Below are 18,568 nucleotides of genomic sequence, written 5' to 3' on the forward strand. Positions count from 1 at the left end.
GCGCTTCGAGAAAATGCTGACTGGTACGCGCCACCCCTGCGACAGGTCTGAGCTGGGACACCAAATCAGGGAGTGCCGGTATAGGACGGACCAGGCAGAGGAAAGGCTAAGGATACTGAAAAATGGCTACTGAGATTTCTATGGACCTGTTCTATGTGGACCTGGAACAGAGGGATGATGTGAAAAGGCTGGCTTCACTGGGATACAGGCCCGTGGAGATAGCCGTGTCGCTGGGACTGGACCAACAGAAGACTGATGCCTTTATCCGTGATGCCGACACGCCAGGGACAACGGTATCGACGCTGATACGGGAAGGTCTGCTGGTGACGAAGGCCGCACCGGAGGTGAAACTGCACGAGGCCGCAGAAGCTGGTAACGTGGATGCCATCAAGGAACTGAATATCGTGAATTTCAGACACGCATACGCACGGACACTGGAAGAAATGGACGAAGACGAATATAAGGGCTATGAATGAGATAACGAAACCTTCACGCATAGACTTCGATAATCTGGACCTGAACCAGATCCAGAAAATATATACGACAGGATCGCTGCAGGATCTGACGGCTGCTGAACAGGTGTACTACAGTCTGATGGAGAAAGTACGCGGACTGAGAGCCAGGATGAGGATCAACGGAAGACTGGTGACAAAGGCCGGTATCATCCGTAACTTGAAAGAGGCCGACGGCCTCACTGACTACCAGGCACGCCGCGTCTATGCCGATGCCGTGAATTTCTTCTATGACAACGAGGAGGTAAGGCCGAAGGCATGGGCGAACCTGTATGCCGAGAAATGCGAGAACTTTGGTAACATGCTTTTCTCCATGGGAAAGCCGAAAGAGGCCCTGAGATACCTGAAAATGGCCGCTGAACTGAGGGGATGCTTCCGCGATCAGGAGAACGAGATACCGAAGGAACTGCTTGACCAGACACCGACGGTCATTTACACTACTTCTGCGAAAGACCTGGGATCGCCTGACACCGACCGTAAGCGCGTGGAGGAGTTTATCGACAGCATACCTGAGATACCGGTGATCGTCAAGGAAAATGTGAAGGAAGATGCCCGTATCAACGGCTTCAACCTTAAGAAGCGAATGTTATACGACAAATCTGAGTTTACGGATGCTGAGGAAGTTGAATGACACGCTGAGCGACGTATCTGTAAGGTATGGCCATATTCTACAGGTGATATGTGACTGGGTGGATGCTACCGTCATGGTGATGGTGTGCGGACGCGGTACGGCAAAATCTACCGTCATTCAGGCCCGTAGGATATTCCGCTGTGTGATGGATATGCCTGGCGCTCCACTGGCTATAGTGGCAAATACATATTCCAACCTGGATAACAACATCATGCCTGCAGTCTATAAGGGCTGGCAGCTCATGGGATGGATAGAGGGTGTTCACTACATCAAGGGAAAACGACCGGCTGAGTCATGGAGACGGCGCTGTTCTATCATCGTAGATGAATATGAGCACGTCATATCGTTCTGGAACGGATCGGTGCTGTTCCTGGGATCGCTCGACAATCCTTCACTGCTGGCTGGTAAGTCGGTGTGTCACCTGTTCTTTGATGAAGCGAAATACGCAAAGGAGGCCAAGGCTAACAGGGCACTGCCTATCCTTCGAGGGGATGCTATCACCTACGGTCATAGCCACCTGTTCCTGGGGCTGACCATAACAACGGATATGCCGGATATCGACGAGAACGAAGACGACTGGTATTTCCGCTACTTTGCTGAAATGGATCCTGACCTGATAGAGTATATCGTGATGGCCGCCAGTATCCGAAACGACATACTGATTAAGCGGGAAAAGGAAAACAGGAGACAGAAGCCTAGTCCTAGGAAGATCAGAAGTCTGGAGAGACAGCTGGAATACTATGACCGTGGACTGCATAAGATGCGTAAGGGTGCTACCTTTGCCATCAACACATCGAGCCTGATCAACATCGACATACTGACACCTGAGTATATCGAGCGACTGTATAACGGTACGTTGGAACTTCATGAGTTCCTAAAGAGCGTGTTCGGTATGCGGCCCGGACTGAGGCGTGACCTGCGCTTCTATGTGGCATTCTCTGAGCAGCATAAGTATGTAGGCACTCTGTCCGGACTGCCTGCATTCTCCAGCAGGGAGCTGATATACCTGGATCATAATAAACTGATCGAGGCCGGTATGGACTTCGGTAACATGCTGTCAATGGTGATAGGACAGGAAGACGGTACTAAATACAGGATACACAAGAACTTCCATGAGTTGCCGCCTGGATGGATGCGCGAGCTGGCCGACCAGTTCCTGGCATTCTTCGAGCAGCATCAGGCAAAGGAACTGAACCTGTACTACGACCGTGCAGGTAACAACTACCAGAAGCAGGGACAGGACCAGGCCACTCAGATCAAGTATGCAATAGAACATGATGCAGCAGGAAGACGGACGGGATGGACGGTGAACCTGATGAGCCGTAAGCAGGCTACCATCAAGCAGAATGCAGAGTATAACTTCATGCAGGAGTTCATGGCCGGTAACGTGCCAGGACTTCCGGAACTGGCCATCGATGAGGTGAACTGCAAGGAACTGGTATCCTCTATCGAGAAGGCAAAGGCTGACATACGATATACAGGCAGTGTGAAGGTGGTGCATAAGGTTAAGAAGACAGAGAAGCTGGCACCGAAGAAACTGCCTATGCTGTCAACGAACTACAGTGATGCCTTCAAGTACCTGGCCATGCGCCGCGACTGGGTGAGACTGGTGCAGCGCAACAGCCGCAGTGTGGCTGACAGTGCAGTGGAGCAGTTCATGGAGGATAGGAAGAAGTAACCACATAATATGTCAATGATCGGGAGCGTCTGGGCCGTGAGGTTCGGGCGCTTTTTCGTGTGTCACGGAATCGGCAAAGTTACCGGCTGAATGTCATATTTCACCTTCCTGACCAACGGTAATGACCACACGAGTTCTGGGCGGCCCGACCTGCAGAGCGTGTCACGATGGCGCTTGCTTGTGTCTCTGTAACACAAAATGCTGGAAATCAGGTGTTTTTCTTTCGGATGCTCAAAATTTTGGCTTCAAAAGTGCAAGTTTTAGGCTGTTTTTTGCCGTTTTTCGCAAAATTACCATACAAAAAGTATCGATTTTAAATCGATATTCTGCTATTTTATGTACCTTTGCACCTGCATCTTATTGCGTTCAGCATGAAGCCCTGGGAATACAAGCCTCGCCCTGAATCCTCAATCTGTAACTGGATTGGGGATTCTTGTTAAATGATATTAATATTAATAACGTTTTTACCTAAATGTTTGGTGTTTGATATTAATTTTCGTATCTTTGCATCGTAATTAGTTTTCATATTAATAATGAAATACAATGAGTTAGAAAAGAAAATTAAAAAGGCCGGATGCTTCGACACAGGTAAACAGATGAGCGGCCACCCCATCTGGCACAGCCCGAAGACAGGCATGGACTTCAAGATGAGCAATCATGGAAGTGAGGAAGTGGCAACAGGAACACTAAACGCAATCCTAAAGGCAGCGGGTCTGAAATAACACCCGCCACCTTTCCCCTTATAATAATTGTCATAATAGTATCAGACTTAGAAAGCAGTATCAAGTTATGAAGAAAGTGAAGGCTATCATCGAGCGTGCCGGCGATGGTAATTACAGTGTGTATATGGATGCTGATAATATCAGCTATCTCATAACCGGCACAGGAACAACAGCAGCAGAAGCCATAGCATCCTTCAAGGATAATTATGAGGACATGAAACGCTACTACGCTGAGGAGGGTAAGGAGTTCGAGGAATTGGACTTCGATTACCAATACGACATGGCTTCATTCCTCTCTTATTTTTCGAAGGCATTCTCTTTGGCAGGTCTTTCAAGAATCACCGGTATCAATCAGGGACAGTTAAGTCACTATGTTACCGGCCATCGTGTACCGTCTGCCAGGACAAAGGAGAAAATCCAAAAGTCGATACATTCCTTTGCCTCTGATTTAAGTCAGGTGAGTTTTGTGTAAGTGAAGCACAAATAATATGGGGCGGGATCTGTAAAAGGATCCCGCTTTTTCTTGTTTACAAAGTTAAGAAAGATATTCGTAGATTTAATTTTCGTTATTAAATTTAATTAACTTTTTTTTTTGTTCGTTCACTTTATTTGCCGTACCTTTGCCGACGGTTACAAACGAACAAGAGTTCCGTAGGGGCTACGTTACAGCCTGGCCGACCCGCTGGGTTATTTTTGTGGAAAACAAGCTGTACAGTATAACGGCTGTGTCTCGTAAAGATAAATGTCCTATACGGAAATTGTTCTTTGTAACCAACGGGATGCAGCCGTTTCTGCATGAATATAAAGAGGTTACAAAGAACATGGAAGCAGTACAACTGAGAGCAGGCGCAACAACGCGCACACTGGAGGCCATCACAGCATGGCTGCAGGGAGAGAGCAGCACCGCCAGGACACTGATGGGCGGTGAGAGTGTTTCACGTATGCAGGTGATTCGCCTTTACCTGACATTCATCTTTATCATCATGGCAGCAGCGGCAGCCGACGTGCTGGCACTGTGCGGCATGTTCGTGGCACTGGCCGCATGGATGGGAAAGGCATTCGTGGAGAATACACCGGAGGGAAAGGAGGTGAGGAAATGAGACGATTGCTGACCGTACATTCCCACGGGAGCCGTAACAGGAAACATCAGGCACTCCTGGATATTGCCTGGAAGCAGTGGGATAAGATCATACTGGAGGATCCTACAACGGAAATGGCCTTCAAAGATCTTGTGAAGGCTACCTGTGACAGGCTTAACAGGGAGTATCCGCGTAGTAAGACGATAGGTGTATATAACTATCAGAAAGGTTCCTATATCTCTATAGCCGATATGCCTTATACCTCTGAGAACTGTGATATACTGTCTGTCAGTATCACACCTGCTGAAAAAGAATACGGATATCTGGATATTGTAAAGAAGGTGAAGGAGGCTGAACATGGAGAATAGGTATCTGATACATGCGCTGACTGAAAGGGACCTGGGCGATGAAGTGAAGATCTGCGTGGAGATCCAGGCTGTGGATGAAAACGGGAATACCGTAACGCTGACGGAGATAAATGCCGATATCGACAGCATATCACATGGGGGATGGCCCATCATCATAAGGGCTTCTGCCATTGCAAAGCTAAGGATCTCTCAGGAATGATACAGCACGTGCCTGAGATCTGCCAGGACTGCAAGGGCAGGAGGCGGACAGTGAACTACGACTGCTACTGTGTGCCGCGTAACACACCCGTATTCTCAGACCCTGGGGAATGCAGCGAAAAGACTACCGACGTGCAGAGGCAGGAACAAAATAGTAACATTTAATTCAAGACTAATCAGATGGATAGAATAGAAGTAAAGGGTGCCGTGATCAGCGAAAAGGTGGCCGACACCATAGCAAAACTACAGGAGAAAGGCGATACCATCATGGGAACATATCGCCGCGTGATAGACGAGCTGCTGGATGAAGCACTCCAGGGAGACAGACAGCTGGACTGGGAACATGCCGGTGCGCTGAACATGCTCAGGAAAGACCTGGAGGCGATAGCAACCGTGTAAGGCTCTACAGGTTCTACCACATATAGCCAGGGGACGGGACATTTATCTGTTGTGCTTTCTTCCCGTCTCCACACCGGCCCGCAGCCAGAAACAGGCAGCGGGCCTTTTTCGTGTCCTTTTCGCATACGCGCGAAGTGATTATCTTTGCCGTAGATAAATCATTTGAGAATATGGAAAAGAGTACAAAAGACTGGGTGAAATACTTGTCGGCAGTGGCATTGATCGCCTCGGCTATCGCGATGGGATTCCTGTCGTTCATCATCACACTGGATATCGGCCCCGGACCGTTGACCTATATCGGTGAGGCATTGTCGGCAGCGCTGGTTATATTCGGACTGGGCGTGTATGTGTCGGGAAAGGTAGATGATAAGTTCAACGACCTTAAGGCACAGATCCATAGGGAAGTTCAGAATGTAGTGGAAAAGAAAATGACAGATTCGGAAACAAATTGAGAAAAAAGACAATAAAATGAACGGAAGGCATGTTTTTGTGTGTTGTTTTTTGCTTTTCCTGCTTGCTGCTTGCAGGACTAGCCGTGTATCTGTTAAGACAACAGAAAAGACAAATGAAGAGTCTGTTATTGCAGATTCAGGGAGTACGAAGCGAACTTACGTCTATGATGGAGAGCGACAGTCTCAGTCTTTCTGCGATGAATGGGAGAATATGGAGCTTACACAGGTCCACGAACGAGATTCTGCAGGAAATGAGAAGACTACAACGGCCATCAGCATCAACAGGAACAGAAGGCAAGGCGCAGCGGCCAGCAAAAAAGAAAGCACCGCTCAACAGACCGACAGTAGCGCAGTCCGCAAGGAAGAGACATCCAGGAACCGGCAGGCCGACAGCGACAGGAACGAGGTGAAGGAACCTCCACCGGCTGTGTCGGGATACGGATTCTGGATAAAGTGCCTGACGGCGCTTTTTATCATCATAGGTATATTCACCATCATCTGGCCTGAGCCTGTCAGACAACTGGGACGGCTCGTGTGGAAGATGATTAAGACAGTTCTGAACGTATGGCTAAGACAATAGACCTGTACCAGGCCGTCGCTGAAATGAAGGCGATATCGGTAGCAGGCGGTACGTTCTCAATGAAGTTCAGGAAATGGAACCGCCAGACGAACGACGGCGGGGACCTGGCATATATCAAGGCTGCAAGAGTAAGGCCGAAGCCAAGTGACCGTACTGTGAGTAACGCCTCGTACAAGGTGTTCTTCCTGGATGTGGAGACAGGACGGGAACTGAACTGCTGGGAATGCCTGATAGTGGAGTTTAACGGAATGAAAACTATTTTAGTATAACAATATGGATATAAGACGATCGGGAAATTTCGGTTTCATAGATACCGGTGAGGGACTGTACTCATTCACCATGGGAGCCAAGGGCAAGGGCTGGGAGCCTACCAGTGTGATGCTTACGCCTAACCACTGGACCACACGCCGCAAGATGGCTGTAAACGGAAAGTTCATCATTCCGAAAGGTGAACATAACGACCTGCCACAGCAGGTGGCACGGCTGCTGGACCGCTTCTATGCCGGTGAGGGAATCATGGGAAAGATTGCAGGCCTGCAGTGGGGCGAAGGGCCTAGGCTCTATGAGGATGCAGTAGATGAAAGCTCAAACAGGTTCTACCGTCACTGGGTGGTCGATGATCAGGTGCTGAAAGAACTGGAGGCATGGGACTGGCTTAAGTTCATGCACAGATGCCTGGTAGATCTCACACACATGCAGGGATTCTTCGTGAAGTTCATTCGTAACAGGGGGCCAAGGGTGGGCGCACCTGGCCAGATCGTGCGACTGGAGCATGTGCCGTATCACCGTGCCTGCCTGTGCTACCCGCCAGACGGCGAGGATGAGCCGCAGGAGATCATGGTGGGGGACTTTCCGTATCCGGATCCGAAGTACACCTACACCTATCCGGTGTTCGATCCTACGGACCCGTTCCGCTACAAGGTGTCGATGCGATACTATAACATCTATTCCTTCTGTAAGGACTTCATGAGCGCACCGCGTTTTCTGGGAGCCTTCGAGTGGCTGGAGCTGGCAGGAAACCTCGCACCGCTGCTTAAGACTTACAACGAGAACGCCAGTGCCATAAGCCTGCATATCGAGAGCCCTCAGAAATACTGGGACGATGCAGAGGCAAGGATCAAGTCTATCTGTGAACGGACAGGAGAGACATACAGCCCGAAGATGCTGGAGGAGTTCAAGGATGCCGCCATGGAGAAATTCGCCGGTAATATAGCTGGCCGCGAGAACGTGGGCAAGTACATGCACACCACCAAATACTGGAACGAGGAGGCAAACCAGTTCGAGGGATGGAAGGTGGAACCGGTTGACAAGAAAGTGAAGGACTATATCGAGGCGCAGATCAAGATAAGCAACAAGGCTGATGCCGCCGCTACGTCTGGATTCGGACTGGATCCTGTACTGTCGAACCTGATCATCGAGAACAAGCTGTCGAGCGGATCGGAGAAACTGTACAGCCTAAAGGTGTATAACGCCTCAGAGACGGCCATTCCTGACATGATACTGTGCAGCCCGCTACAGCAGTACCTGGCCGCGAACCATCCTGGGACACGCCTGAAAGTGGGAATGTACCGTAACATCGTGGAAGCTGAGAGCAGTGTGTCACCTTCTAAGAGAGTAGAGGCAAATGCGTAGTCTGTTCGGAACACAGCCAGAGGAAAGCAGCCAGGAACCTAAGCCTGAGCAGGCGCAGAAGACGGAACCGCCACAGGAGGGGGTGAATCCTGCTGATTTAGTCACAAAGAAGGTGAAGGCTTCAAGGACAAAAGGCCGCCACTTCACGAAGCGCATACTGTCGGAAATGAACCTGGAGCAGGTACTTCCCTGGCACTTCGAGAAGGGAGCGGCCTACCACTGTATAAGCTGGGGAGACGTGGACAGCCTGACATACCTTCGCGTGATCGTGAAACAGCAGCGTCTGGAATATGTCATACTCTCTACATGGTGCATGGCCATCACGGACGTGAAGGAAATAGAGAAATGGCTGGAACGCGGGGACGTGGGACGCATGGACTTCTATGTGGGCGAGATCTTCCAGGCTTCTTTCTTCGAGGTGTACCTGGCACTGAAAGAACTGGCTGACAGATACGGCGCTCGTGTATGCGTGTTCAAGAACCACGCGAAGGTGATGGCAGGATTCGGTGAGGACTTCGACTTCGTGATAGAGGGATCGGCAAATGTGAACACGAATCCGAGAACGGAACAGACCTGTATAACGGTGGATACCTCACTGGCCTACTTCTACAAGGATTTCTTCGATGATATTAATAACTTTACCAAGGACTTCGACAACTGGAAGCCCTACATACTAAAAAGAGACGAACAACATGCAACTGTTTAACAAGAACAATCAGGGAGCCGACGAGCTTGTGAACGTACTGGGACTGATAGACAAGGACCTTACTTTCGACAAATGGGCTCCTATCGTGCCGCTGGGTGTAAGAGACCTTAAGGCCGTGATAGGTGAGGAGGTGGTGAACGCACTGGATAGTTTCTATCAGGAAGACGGCGTGACAGAAGAGGAACCGGAACCCGTGGAGACTGAACCAGGAAATCAGGAAGAGCCTGCAGAACCGGAACCTGTGCAGGAACCTGAGCAGGATCCAGAGAGCCAGGAAACACAGAATGATACGGAGGCTATGCGTGAGGCCGTCAGGCTGGCACAGCAGGCTGCCGGTATGTTCACATGGCTAAAGGTGATACCTACACTGGAGGCACAGCACGGAAACTCAGGACGCGGCAAGCGTCTGGGTGAGAATGAACACGGGCTGACCGGCGCACAGGAGTTCAAGGATGAAGAGAACATCCGGAACATGGCATACGAGGCCATCGATGCCCTGGTGGAGATCATGGATGCCAACAGCTTTGACTTCTGGGTGAACAGCCCGAAGAAAAAGGCAATGGCACGGCTGCTGATCCAGGATAAGGAGACCTTCGACGAATACTATACTACCGGAAGCCACCGCCTGTTTCTCTCACTGGTACCGATGATACGTGAGGCACAGGAAGACCAGATTATTCCCATCTTGACTAGGAAGAGATATGAGGATCTGCTGGAAGGGACAGACAAGGCACTGGCAGATAAGCTGATGGATGCAGTACGAAGACCGCTTGCACTGCTGGCCATCAAGAAGGCAGTGGAGAGACTGCCTATCGAGGTGCTGCCTACTGGTATTGTGCAGGTTCAGCAGACGGCGACGGTACGCGATAAGGTAAGGGCAGAGAAAGAGGCACGGGAGGCCGTAGCCGCCTCACTCAGGAGCGATGCCGCCGCCATGCTTGACAGACTGGTAGATCTGGTGGCTGAACTGGACGCTCAGGAAACGGAACCTGACTATTATGTGCCAGGGCCTACCGTACAATCCAAAGGAATGACATTCTGATATGATGGAGTTTACTTTCAAGGGAGAGAAAAAACAGATACCGGCTATGCTGGAGGAACTGGATACGAAGCAGTATATCGAGTTCCTGAAACTCTCATCGATCATGTCAAAGGGGTATCTGACTCCTGGCGTATTCCGCGTGAAATGGATATCGGTACTGCTGGGGCTGAAAACGGACTACACACAGTACGTGCCGGAGATCGTGGCAGAGGTGGACGCTCAGCTGGATAAGCTGGACGGATTCTTCGACTATGAGCCTATGCCTGATGGGGACGGAAGGGTGGTGACACCAAGACTTAAAACTGGCAGGCAGATGATGAAGGAATATGCCGGATGGGTGGGGCCTGGTGATATGCTTGACGGTATGACCTTCGGGAACTTTACTGACTGCCTGACCATCATGACCATGATTAAGACGGCGATAGACGAGGGAGAGGAGGAAGAGACAATCGCTGAAATGTACCAGGAAATGACAAGGAAGATCTACAGACCTGCAGTGCCTGTTCCTGAGACCGAGAAACTGGTACCGCCGCCGCTGCTCGTGCTCCATGCCGTGAACCTGTTTTCTTCGGTGTGGATGCAGATAGTCAGTGAGCCGGTGTATATCAACGGACAGACAGTCAATTTCTCTATATTGTTTTCCGGAATGCAGAACAATGGACGCGCTGGCCTCGATGATAAGACGGGATGGCAGGGCATTACGTTTGAGGTGGCTGGTTCGGGCGTGTTCGGAAGAGTGCAGGATGTAAACGCTACTCCATTCTGGGACGTGCTGCTGTATCTGTATAAATGCAAGTTCGAATATATGCACAACTTGAACACTGCTTCAAGGAAATCACATTAAAGCGTTACTTTAACAAGAATCGTAACAATCTGAAAACGTGTAATATATATGGTTGATATTAAAGACTATCGGGAATACTGGGAACAGTATAAGGAGAGGATCCAGGGAATCTCTGATGTCGTGCCTCTGACTGTTGATCAGGATATCAGCAAGACGGTGCAGAATATCAGGAAGGATAAGATGGTGCTCTTCATGCTCGTGCCAGAGACGAAAGGATCAGGCGTGAACGTGGATGCCTACGAGGAGAAAAATGAGGGCGTGGTATTCCTGGGAAAGAAGTATGATCCTCAGAGAGGTGGAGCCTATGCCTGTATAGAGAGTGTGCAGCCGGTGATCAGTGAGATACGCGATATGATGATGGAGGATATGGCCTCTGGATGTCCGGTACTGGGTACACTGGATATAGACAGTATCAGGATCGTACCGGTGTCTGCCTGGTATAACGTGCTGGCAGGATGGATGATTGACTTCACGTTCACAATATAAAATATAGGGTATGTCTGAACTGGGTGAACTGATGCGCCAGCAAATGACAAGGGGCGCGGAAAAGGTGTTCAGGACACAGGCCGCCATCGCTCAGGAAAAACCGCTGAGGAAGACGGGACGGCTGATAGAGGCCCTGACCACTCCATCGTTCATGGTGAACATGGAGGGGCAGAGCGTCGTGACTACAGCCGACATTCCTCTGTATATCCGTTTCCTGGATATGAAGTCGAAAGGGAACAACAAAATCTATAACCGTGTAGTGTTCGGTGTGATGGGAGAGGCAAGGCGAAGGATAGAATACGGATACACCGACGAGATAGCGGCACAGGTAAGGAAAGAACTGATAGATGCCGGTGCTACCTTAAAATAATTGCCGAAATATTTGGATATGTCGGAAATTATATGTATATTTGCAGTGTAATAATAAACATCACAGATATGGCAGACGTTTTGTTTCTTATAGGATTCGTCGTAACGCTGATATGGTTCTGGAAGTCGAAATATACACCGGTAACCATGTGGGGATTGGCCGTGTTTGTCGTTTCCAGTATGATATTCACGCCAGTCATAACGATTCCCGTACAGTGGGCGTATGCCAAATACATAAGGTAACAACCCTTTTAGAATAGAGGCCCGTAGCGATTCTACGGGCTTTTTCATGTCCTTTCCTGTTACCGGAATAGGCTTTATCTTTGCCGTAAAAACAAAGTTTTTATATTATGGCAAAGTTAAAATCAGACTATATTTCCTGGACCCTTACGCTGAAAGCAGAGGGCGTACAGAAGGAAATACACAACATCACTGAGGCAAACCAGGAACTGAAAGAGTCGAACCAGGCCCTGAGAAAGGAAATGAGGAACCTGGAGAAACAGGGAAAGGTGGGTACGGCTGAATATAAGAACCTGAACGCTCAGGTGAAGAAAAACTCCGACCTCATGAAGGAGAACACCGAGAAGGTGAAACTCCTGGAATCACGTCTGGATAAGACGAACATGAGCGCCGCCCAACTGGAGAAAATGGCGAAACGCCTGCGTACCGAACTAAGGAACACGGCAAAGAGCCTGGAACCTGAGAAATACAGACAGCTCCAGAAGGAACTGAACGAGGTGGAGAAAGCCATGGGAAAAGCCTCGAAGGGCAGTACCGGATTCGGTGCTTCGCTGAGATCCCTGGATAAGATAACGGAGATTATCAGGGGAACACTTTGGAGCCTGGGACTGATCATCACAGGCAAGATCGTGGATACCTTCCGGAATGCTATACAGGTGATCATCGACTTCGAGGCTGAGAACTCGAAACTGGCCGCTATCCTGGGAACGACGAAAGACGGTGTGAAGGAACTCACAGACCAGGCACGGCAGCTGGGAGCAACAACATCGTACACAGCCAGTGAGGTAACGAAACTACAGATAGAACTGGCTAAGCTGGGATTCGCGAAAGAACAGATCATGGCAATGACACCGGAGGTGCTGAAATTCGCGAAAGCCGTAGATGCTGACCTGGGGAGTGCTGCAGCTCTCACGGGTGCAGCGCTTCGTATGTTCGGACTGGAGGCTGAGGATGCAGGACGGGTGGTATCGACATTGGCCGTGGGTACTACAAAATCGGCATTGTCATTTTCCTATCTGGAAAGCGCACTGTCAACAGTAGGACCGGTGGCAAAGTCTTTCGGATTCACTATCGAGGAGACAACGGCACTGCTGGGTGCTCTGGCTAACAGCGGATTCGATGCCTCTTCTGCGGCAACGGCTACCCGAAACATTATGCTGAATATGGCTGACGGTTCAGGAAAACTGGCTATCGCACTAGGCAAGCCGGTGAAAAGCCTGGATGATCTGGTGGACGGACTGGAGAAACTGCAGGCCGAGGGCGTGGACCTGAATAAGGCACTGGAACTGACTGACAAGAGAAGTGTGGCAGCCTTCCAGACATTCCTGAGTGGAGCACAGAGCCTGAGAGAGCTGAAAGATGGCGTGACCGACAGCACGGAGGCCTTCGATGCCATGGTGGAAGAAATGGGGGATAACGTGAAGGGAGCACTGACCATACTATCCTCTACACTGGAAGGCCTGGTACTGAGATTCTATGAATCACGTGGAATCATGAAACTGCTGATACAGACGGTAACGCTTCTGCTGGAAGGTATAGGATGGTGTATCGATAAGTTCAATGAATATTCGGTAGTCACCTATACGATAACTACTTATGTGGTGGCATACACGGCAGCAGTAAAACTGAACATCGCTGAACGGTTGAAATCACTGGCATTGTTGGTCAAGGAGAAAGCAGCCAAGATTGCACAGACGGCAGTCACACTGTCACAGACGGCAGCGACAGGGGGGCTGACTGCTGCATCGAAGGCCTTACGCGTGGAACTGCTTAAGAATCCGTACATGGCGATTGCTGCAGCTGTACTGGCACTGGCCGTCGCTATCTGGCAGCTGACACAGAGAACAAAGGAACTGACCATCGCTGAGAAGACGGAACGGGAACTGAGCAAGACAATTCAGGAACGGGAGAACGAGAGGCTGAACAGTATAAGGATGCATACGAAGGCCATCAATGACCAGAATACTTCCATCAAGGAAAAGAACCGTCTGCTGGCGATCCTGAAAAAGGAGACTGGCGATAACAACCTGGCACTGGATAAAAATAACCGCCTGACAAAAGATAGCGTGGAACGAATCAACAAACGATGCCAGGCCATACGAAAGGAAATAGCCATCGAAGCATACAGGGAGAAACTGCTGGATCTGCAGAAGAAACAGATTGAGGCTGAGGAACAGAAGGAAAAGGCAAAGAAAGAGGCAAACAGTGCAAGTAATATGGCAGCCGCCAATGCCACTAACTCGTCTTCGGCTGGATGGGCGCTTGTCACATGGTTTAAAGGCAACAGTGCCAAAAGTGCAACAAAAGAGATTCAGGACTATTCGGCTGAGATCGATAAGATAGAGCGGAAGATCATCGCATTTGAAAATGATTTGGCTGACCTGGGTAGTGCCAGTGGTGACGCTCAGAGCTCTTCACTGATCAAGAAACTGGAGGCTGAGAAAGCTCAGGTGGAACAGTGGGATGAATCAACGGAGGATGCCATCGCCAAGAAAAACAAAGAGATACAACGTATCGAGGAAGAGATAAAGCGTCTGAAGAAACTGGGCCGTACAGACGGAAAACCGGAGGCTGGAGAATATGGCAAGGACGGCGAGACGGCCAAGGTGCTGAAACCACTCGAAAATGAGCATAAGGAGAGAATGCTGCAGATAGAGAAAAACGGACGTGAAGAGGGGAAACGGGAAATAGACATAGCCATCGAGCAGACGAATGAACTCATGGCATATTACCAGAAGCGTATCGATGCACTGGCAGCACTGGAGGCAAAGACACCTGCCAACAAAAAGAAACTGCTGGATGAGATTCACAGCCTTACCATCGAGGCACAGACAAAACTGTATGCGGCCAGTGACACGCTGAGCCAGGCACAGGTGACAAAGGAACAGCAGGACCGGGATAAGCGTATCGAGATAGAGAATGCCTACTACCAGCAGCAGAAGAACAGCATGGAAAAGGCTTATCAGGAGGGTAAGATCACTAAGGGTGCATACGATGCCTATATGATGGAGGTGGAACAGGCTCACTGCATGGAGATGGAAGAGATTGCCAGAACATACCAGGAAAGGATAACCGCCCTGGAAATTGCCAACAGTGAGACAAAGGAAAAAGTCGTCAAGGAGGCAAACGATGCCGTGAAAGCCTCTGAGATGGATACGCTCAGGGCAAGGGCCGCCATTGCTCAGAAGATGAAGGAACTGGGAGCCTCTAACCCCGTAGGACTGGCTGGGATGCAGTCTCAACGGGATCGTATGATAGCTGATACGGAAGCGACCTATAATGCCATCATTCAGATTGCTAAGAATGCGGGACTGTCAACAGTGGAACTGGAAAGGCAGAAGCAGGCTGAGATCAACCAGATAAACTATGAATATGAACAAGGACAGTACCAGCTGCAGCAGGAACTGGGCGTTACCTGGGCACAGGAATACAATAATGAACTGGATAAATATAAGCACCTCCTGGATCAGGAGCTTATCAGCGAAAAGCAGTTCCAGAAAAAGAAACTACAGCTGCAGGTACAGAACGCCAAGAAGTATTTCGACTACTATAGCGGCCTGAGCTCTTCAATGATCGACAATATGCAGCAGTACGAAATGGATGCCGTCGATGCAAAATACGATGTACTGATCCGTGAGGCTGAGAACAATGGCGAGGATACGGCAGAACTGGAAGAGAAGAAAGAAAATGAGAAACTGGAAATCCAGAAGAAATATGCGGACGTGAACTTCGCCATCAAATGCTCACAGATCATCGCAGATACAGCAGTGTCTATCATGATGGCATACTCACAGCTGGGACCTATCGCCGGATCTATTGCCGCCGCTCTGATGACAGTGACGGGAGCTATGCAGCTGGCCAGCGCCAAGGCTGAACGTGACAAGATCAAGAACATGAAGCCTGGAAAGACATCTGGAAGCAAGGGAGAATCGGCCGTTACAGCTGAGCGTGTGGTGAACGGATATGCGGAAGGTGGTTATACAGGTGACGGTGGCCGCTATGAGGTGGCCGGATATGTGCATAAAGGTGAGTATGTAGTACCACAGCCTATCATGGATGATCCGCGTGTCATTGATGCGGTAGGAACAATCGAGGCCATCAGGAGACATCAGGATAAGACGGGAACAATGCCAGGATATGCGGAGGGTGGACCGGTGGCAGGTTCAGCACCTTCTGGTACGTCGAAGGAAGATCCGTCTATTATCAGAGAGGCCGCCAGGGATATCAGGGAGGCCGCTGAAAGCATCAGGAAAGTGAAGGCATATATCGTCTATCAGGATCTGGAAAAGGCTAAGGATACCATAGACAATGCCAGGGGACATTTCAAACGCAATAACGGATAAGAAGATATGAAGATACTTACAGAGAAGGGAGCACTCGATCTGACTGAGGATTTCAGCATCCAGATCGACAACAAAAGCCCGATCAGTAACGATCTGGCATCACAGAGCGTGCCAGTGACAGTACCGGCTACGCCGAATAATGCGAAGATAACGGGATTCCCGTTCAGGCCTGACCTGGCAGATGAACCTATGGGAGGGGATGCACCGTGTGTCGTACAGGATGGATCATACAGAAGGACGGGACAGATGCATGTGGTATCCGCTTCAAGGAAAGAAGGTATCACCATAAACATAGGATTCGACAACGCGGAGGCATATGCGAAGTGGAAGAACTCATACATGCAGGATCTTCCGAACCTGCCTGTTATCGACTATGGCATGGCGAGCAGTGCCGCTGCTACACTGGAGAGGCTGATGGCTGATCCTGGAAGTTCTCAGGATATGGCCGTATTCCCCGTACAGGTGTCGGAAAAGAGCAAGGATAACGTGTATTATCGGGAGTTCTTGAATCAGATAGAAGAGAATAACGGAAGCTATCACCTGGTATATCAGTCGAGAACGGTAAGTGTGCTCTATAACGATACGCCGGTGAACACTACACTGCCAGTGGGATACGGATGTACGGCTTTCCTGTTCGTCGGCAGGGTGTTGGAGGTTCTGTTTGAGAACCTGGGATACCAGATCTCTAAGAATCCGTTCAGGGACGATCCTGAACTGGCACGCATAGTGGTGCTAAACAACACGGCTGATGCCATCGTGACAGGGAAACTGCATTATGCCGACATGCTGCCTTCTATCTCTGTAGAGGAGTTCCTGAATGCTCTGTATGTAAGGTTCGGCATGATATACCAGCTGGATAATGATACGAAAACAGTGAGGATAGACCTGATACGCGACATACTAAACTCAGAGCCTCAGATAAATATATCGGACTTTAAGACGGCATTCCCTATGGTGACATTCACTGAGAAAAAGCAGATAAAGCTGACACAGGGTAATACCTTTGCTAGTGATGTTAAGGCAGAGAGATATGAGGATTTTAGGAAAGGCCAGGGAACGCTGAACTCATGCAAGGTAAACGACAACTCCTTTATACCTACCTCCATGTTTATTGAGCTGAGAACGGGAAGGATAAGCAAATGGGATGCTGATAATCAATTCTATAACGGACAGTCTGCCAGCTTTTTCCGGTGGGACCGCCAGACGAAAGGTGTGACGGCTGAGGATCTGGTAAGCGTGGATGAAGCAGTGGAAATGAGGGTGTGGGACGGCGCACCGATGCCGAAATATATGGCTGGATATGCACACAGGCATACGTATATCAGATCGTCAAACGACAGTGTGAAGGATAAGGAGGATACGGATACACCCCTGGTATTCCTGCTTGCACTGCCTGTAACCAGCAGGCAGATGGCCGTAGCCAATGGCAGTGTGCCGGTACTGGCTGGAACGATCATGCCATACGATGCTTCTGGAAACAGAATACAGATAAACGGTAAGGACTTTTCTTTCACACTGCTGATGACTTTTGCTGACGGCATCTTTGCCACATTCTGGCAGAAATATGACGCGATACTGAGACATTCGGCAAACGAGATCGAGACTGAGGTAAGAATGCCCGCCCATAGGCTCATGAACATAAACATGCTGGATCCGTTCATGTATGAAGGACAGAGACTGCTACCTGATACTGTGTCATTCTCATTGCCAGGTAAAGGGGATATAAAGGCCGATGTGAAGATGCGGACAATGAACCTGGTGGGACAGTTCAACCTGGGAGAGGAACAGGGACTGATCAGTGCTGAGGACGGTGGCGGCGGTGGCGAGGTTATACCGGAAACGTCATACGCATGGCGACAGGTAAGCAGCGATCTCTATGAGCAGTATGCTGCACTCATTGATGATTACCAGAGCCTTTATCCTAGACAGTGGAAGATGGGAAAGGACAGATTCGGAAATGATTGTTGGATAAAGTATGATGTCGAGGTACAGCACCAAGGAATAGATACGTACAATTATGAGAATCCGAGTACGGATGTATGGCTAAAAGATAACCCGCCTACATCCCTGGAACAGCAACATCTCTTTGTACCATATGATGCAGGGTGCTATTTCGGCTTTTATGGAAAGAGATATAAGAGCTATAACTTGATGGTCGAGCCTCCTTCTTCAGACTATGGATTAGAATATGATGATGTGACAGACAGCTATTGGGACGAAATCCACTATACAGTGGAATTTGAGCCGGTGGAGGTGTAGTGTCTTTTGAGAAGTTGTATAAATTGAC

Annotated in this window: 22 protein-coding genes; 21 read left to right on the plus strand and 1 reads right to left on the minus strand. The window is 49.5% G+C overall.

Annotation, left to right across the window (positions count from 1 at the left end):
• The first annotated feature begins 122 nt into the window (after positions 1-122).
• From M1L52_RS09630 to M1L52_RS09720, 19 genes are all read left to right on the plus strand, one after another.
• Positions 123-476: a helix-turn-helix domain containing protein gene (locus M1L52_RS09630; RefSeq protein WP_248614756.1), complete on the plus strand. Its 354-nt coding sequence runs from the start codon at positions 123-125 to the stop codon at positions 474-476.
• On the plus strand, positions 469-1,143 hold the full coding sequence (locus M1L52_RS09635; protein ID WP_248614757.1) for a hypothetical protein: 675 nt from the start codon (positions 469-471) through the stop codon (positions 1,141-1,143). Before M1L52_RS09630 ends, M1L52_RS09635 begins: the two co-directional genes overlap by 8 nt.
• Entirely contained in the window at positions 1,124-2,821 is a 1,698-nt protein-coding gene (locus tag M1L52_RS09640; protein WP_248614758.1) for a hypothetical protein, read from the plus strand. Before M1L52_RS09635 ends, M1L52_RS09640 begins: the two co-directional genes overlap by 20 nt.
• Before the next feature lie 533 nt (positions 2,822-3,354).
• Positions 3,355-3,543 carry a type II toxin-antitoxin system HicA family toxin gene (locus tag M1L52_RS09645; protein ID WP_248614759.1) on the plus strand — a complete coding sequence of 63 codons (189 nt, stop codon included), beginning with the start codon at positions 3,355-3,357 and terminating at the stop codon, positions 3,541-3,543.
• A gap of 67 nt (positions 3,544-3,610) precedes the next feature.
• Positions 3,611-4,015, plus strand: coding sequence for a DNA-binding protein (locus tag M1L52_RS09650; protein WP_248614760.1), 405 nt, complete (start codon positions 3,611-3,613; stop codon positions 4,013-4,015).
• Positions 4,016-4,364: 349 nt separating this feature from the next.
• Positions 4,365-4,643 carry a hypothetical protein gene (locus M1L52_RS09655; RefSeq protein ID WP_248614761.1) on the plus strand — a complete coding sequence of 93 codons (279 nt, stop codon included), beginning with the start codon at positions 4,365-4,367 and terminating at the stop codon, positions 4,641-4,643.
• On the plus strand, positions 4,640-4,990 hold the full coding sequence (locus tag M1L52_RS09660; protein WP_248614762.1) for a hypothetical protein: 351 nt from the start codon (positions 4,640-4,642) through the stop codon (positions 4,988-4,990). Before M1L52_RS09655 ends, M1L52_RS09660 begins: the two co-directional genes overlap by 4 nt.
• Positions 4,980-5,189 (plus strand): hypothetical protein, encoded by a 210-nt coding sequence (locus M1L52_RS09665; RefSeq protein ID WP_248614763.1) that lies wholly within the window; start codon positions 4,980-4,982, stop codon positions 5,187-5,189. The genes M1L52_RS09660 and M1L52_RS09665 overlap by 11 nt, the downstream gene beginning before the upstream one ends.
• A complete protein-coding gene (locus M1L52_RS09670; protein WP_248614764.1) occupies positions 5,186-5,353 on the plus strand; it encodes a hypothetical protein in 168 nt (55 codons plus the stop codon). The genes M1L52_RS09665 and M1L52_RS09670 overlap by 4 nt, the downstream gene beginning before the upstream one ends.
• A gap of 15 nt (positions 5,354-5,368) precedes the next feature.
• Positions 5,369-5,587 (plus strand): hypothetical protein, encoded by a 219-nt coding sequence (locus tag M1L52_RS09675; RefSeq protein ID WP_248614765.1) that lies wholly within the window; start codon positions 5,369-5,371, stop codon positions 5,585-5,587.
• Between the two features lie 170 nt (positions 5,588-5,757).
• On the plus strand, positions 5,758-6,039 hold the full coding sequence (locus tag M1L52_RS09680; protein ID WP_248614766.1) for a hypothetical protein: 282 nt from the start codon (positions 5,758-5,760) through the stop codon (positions 6,037-6,039).
• A gap of 16 nt (positions 6,040-6,055) precedes the next feature.
• The gene (locus M1L52_RS09685; protein ID WP_248614767.1) at positions 6,056-6,619 is read left to right on the plus strand and encodes a hypothetical protein; all 564 of its coding nucleotides are present in this window, start codon (positions 6,056-6,058) and stop codon (positions 6,617-6,619) included.
• 23 nt (positions 6,620-6,642) lie between these two features.
• Positions 6,643-6,888 (plus strand): hypothetical protein, encoded by a 246-nt coding sequence (locus tag M1L52_RS09690; protein WP_248614768.1) that lies wholly within the window; start codon positions 6,643-6,645, stop codon positions 6,886-6,888.
• Positions 6,889-6,892: 4 nt separating this feature from the next.
• Positions 6,893-8,251, plus strand: coding sequence for a hypothetical protein (locus M1L52_RS09695; protein WP_248614769.1), 1,359 nt, complete (start codon positions 6,893-6,895; stop codon positions 8,249-8,251).
• Positions 8,244-8,957: a hypothetical protein gene (locus tag M1L52_RS09700; RefSeq protein WP_248614770.1), complete on the plus strand. Its 714-nt coding sequence runs from the start codon at positions 8,244-8,246 to the stop codon at positions 8,955-8,957. The genes M1L52_RS09695 and M1L52_RS09700 overlap by 8 nt, the downstream gene beginning before the upstream one ends.
• A complete protein-coding gene (locus M1L52_RS09705; protein ID WP_248614771.1) occupies positions 8,944-9,999 on the plus strand; it encodes a DUF6712 family protein in 1,056 nt (351 codons plus the stop codon). The genes M1L52_RS09700 and M1L52_RS09705 overlap by 14 nt, the downstream gene beginning before the upstream one ends.
• A gap of 1 nt (position 10,000) precedes the next feature.
• Positions 10,001-10,843, plus strand: coding sequence for a hypothetical protein (locus tag M1L52_RS09710; protein ID WP_248614772.1), 843 nt, complete (start codon positions 10,001-10,003; stop codon positions 10,841-10,843).
• A gap of 48 nt (positions 10,844-10,891) precedes the next feature.
• On the plus strand, positions 10,892-11,329 hold the full coding sequence (locus M1L52_RS09715; RefSeq protein ID WP_248614773.1) for a hypothetical protein: 438 nt from the start codon (positions 10,892-10,894) through the stop codon (positions 11,327-11,329).
• A 10-nt stretch (positions 11,330-11,339) separates the two neighbouring features.
• A complete protein-coding gene (locus M1L52_RS09720; protein ID WP_248614774.1) occupies positions 11,340-11,699 on the plus strand; it encodes a hypothetical protein in 360 nt (119 codons plus the stop codon).
• Between the two features lie 28 nt (positions 11,700-11,727).
• Here the strand turns inward: M1L52_RS09720 and M1L52_RS09725 are convergent, their stop codons facing one another.
• Positions 11,728-11,934 (minus strand): hypothetical protein, encoded by a 207-nt coding sequence (locus M1L52_RS09725; RefSeq protein WP_248614775.1) that lies wholly within the window; start codon positions 11,932-11,934, stop codon positions 11,728-11,730.
• A 114-nt stretch (positions 11,935-12,048) separates the two neighbouring features.
• On the opposite strand from M1L52_RS09725, the gene M1L52_RS09730 reads away from it, so the two are divergent.
• Together M1L52_RS09730 and M1L52_RS09735 are read left to right on the plus strand one after the other, a co-directional pair.
• Positions 12,049-16,281 (plus strand): phage tail tape measure protein, encoded by a 4,233-nt coding sequence (locus M1L52_RS09730; protein ID WP_248614776.1) that lies wholly within the window; start codon positions 12,049-12,051, stop codon positions 16,279-16,281.
• Between the two features lie 6 nt (positions 16,282-16,287).
• On the plus strand, positions 16,288-18,540 hold the full coding sequence (locus tag M1L52_RS09735) for a hypothetical protein (RefSeq protein WP_248614777.1): 2,253 nt from the start codon (positions 16,288-16,290) through the stop codon (positions 18,538-18,540).
• Positions 18,541-18,568: the final 28 nt, after the last annotated feature.

Source organism: Prevotella sp. E13-27 (assembly GCF_023217965.1).
Lineage (GTDB): Bacteria > Bacteroidota > Bacteroidia > Bacteroidales > Bacteroidaceae > Prevotella.

Excerpts from the sequence above, each read along its gene's own strand:
- M1L52_RS09680 (WP_248614766.1), top strand. The coding sequence starts at position 5,758 with ATGGAAAAGAGTACAAAAGACTGGGTGAAATACTTGTCGGCAGTGGCA.
- M1L52_RS09650 (WP_248614760.1), top strand. The coding sequence starts at position 3,611 with ATGAAGAAAGTGAAGGCTATCATCGAGCGTGCCGGCGATGGTAATTAC.
- M1L52_RS09710 (WP_248614772.1), top strand. The coding sequence starts at position 10,001 with ATGATGGAGTTTACTTTCAAGGGAGAGAAAAAACAGATACCGGCTATG.
- M1L52_RS09705 (WP_248614771.1), top strand. The coding sequence starts at position 8,944 with ATGCAACTGTTTAACAAGAACAATCAGGGAGCCGACGAGCTTGTGAAC.
- M1L52_RS09665 (WP_248614763.1), top strand. The coding sequence starts at position 4,980 with ATGGAGAATAGGTATCTGATACATGCGCTGACTGAAAGGGACCTGGGC.
- M1L52_RS09660 (WP_248614762.1), top strand. The coding sequence starts at position 4,640 with ATGAGACGATTGCTGACCGTACATTCCCACGGGAGCCGTAACAGGAAA.
- M1L52_RS09645 (WP_248614759.1), top strand. The coding sequence starts at position 3,355 with ATGAAATACAATGAGTTAGAAAAGAAAATTAAAAAGGCCGGATGCTTC.
- M1L52_RS09640 (WP_248614758.1), top strand. The coding sequence starts at position 1,124 with ATGCTGAGGAAGTTGAATGACACGCTGAGCGACGTATCTGTAAGGTAT.
- M1L52_RS09735 (WP_248614777.1), top strand. The coding sequence starts at position 16,288 with ATGAAGATACTTACAGAGAAGGGAGCACTCGATCTGACTGAGGATTTC.
- M1L52_RS09655 (WP_248614761.1), top strand. The coding sequence starts at position 4,365 with ATGGAAGCAGTACAACTGAGAGCAGGCGCAACAACGCGCACACTGGAG.
- M1L52_RS09635 (WP_248614757.1), top strand. The coding sequence starts at position 469 with ATGAATGAGATAACGAAACCTTCACGCATAGACTTCGATAATCTGGAC.
- M1L52_RS09725 (WP_248614775.1), bottom strand. The coding sequence starts at position 11,934 with ATGTATTTGGCATACGCCCACTGTACGGGAATCGTTATGACTGGCGTG.
- M1L52_RS09670 (WP_248614764.1), top strand. The coding sequence starts at position 5,186 with ATGATACAGCACGTGCCTGAGATCTGCCAGGACTGCAAGGGCAGGAGG.
- M1L52_RS09685 (WP_248614767.1), top strand. The coding sequence starts at position 6,056 with ATGAACGGAAGGCATGTTTTTGTGTGTTGTTTTTTGCTTTTCCTGCTT.
- M1L52_RS09720 (WP_248614774.1), top strand. The coding sequence starts at position 11,340 with ATGTCTGAACTGGGTGAACTGATGCGCCAGCAAATGACAAGGGGCGCG.
- M1L52_RS09700 (WP_248614770.1), top strand. The coding sequence starts at position 8,244 with ATGCGTAGTCTGTTCGGAACACAGCCAGAGGAAAGCAGCCAGGAACCT.
- M1L52_RS09675 (WP_248614765.1), top strand. The coding sequence starts at position 5,369 with ATGGATAGAATAGAAGTAAAGGGTGCCGTGATCAGCGAAAAGGTGGCC.
- M1L52_RS09730 (WP_248614776.1), top strand. The coding sequence starts at position 12,049 with ATGGCAAAGTTAAAATCAGACTATATTTCCTGGACCCTTACGCTGAAA.
- M1L52_RS09715 (WP_248614773.1), top strand. The coding sequence starts at position 10,892 with ATGGTTGATATTAAAGACTATCGGGAATACTGGGAACAGTATAAGGAG.
- M1L52_RS09695 (WP_248614769.1), top strand. The coding sequence starts at position 6,893 with ATGGATATAAGACGATCGGGAAATTTCGGTTTCATAGATACCGGTGAG.
- M1L52_RS09630 (WP_248614756.1), top strand. The coding sequence starts at position 123 with ATGGCTACTGAGATTTCTATGGACCTGTTCTATGTGGACCTGGAACAG.
- M1L52_RS09690 (WP_248614768.1), top strand. The coding sequence starts at position 6,643 with ATGAAGGCGATATCGGTAGCAGGCGGTACGTTCTCAATGAAGTTCAGG.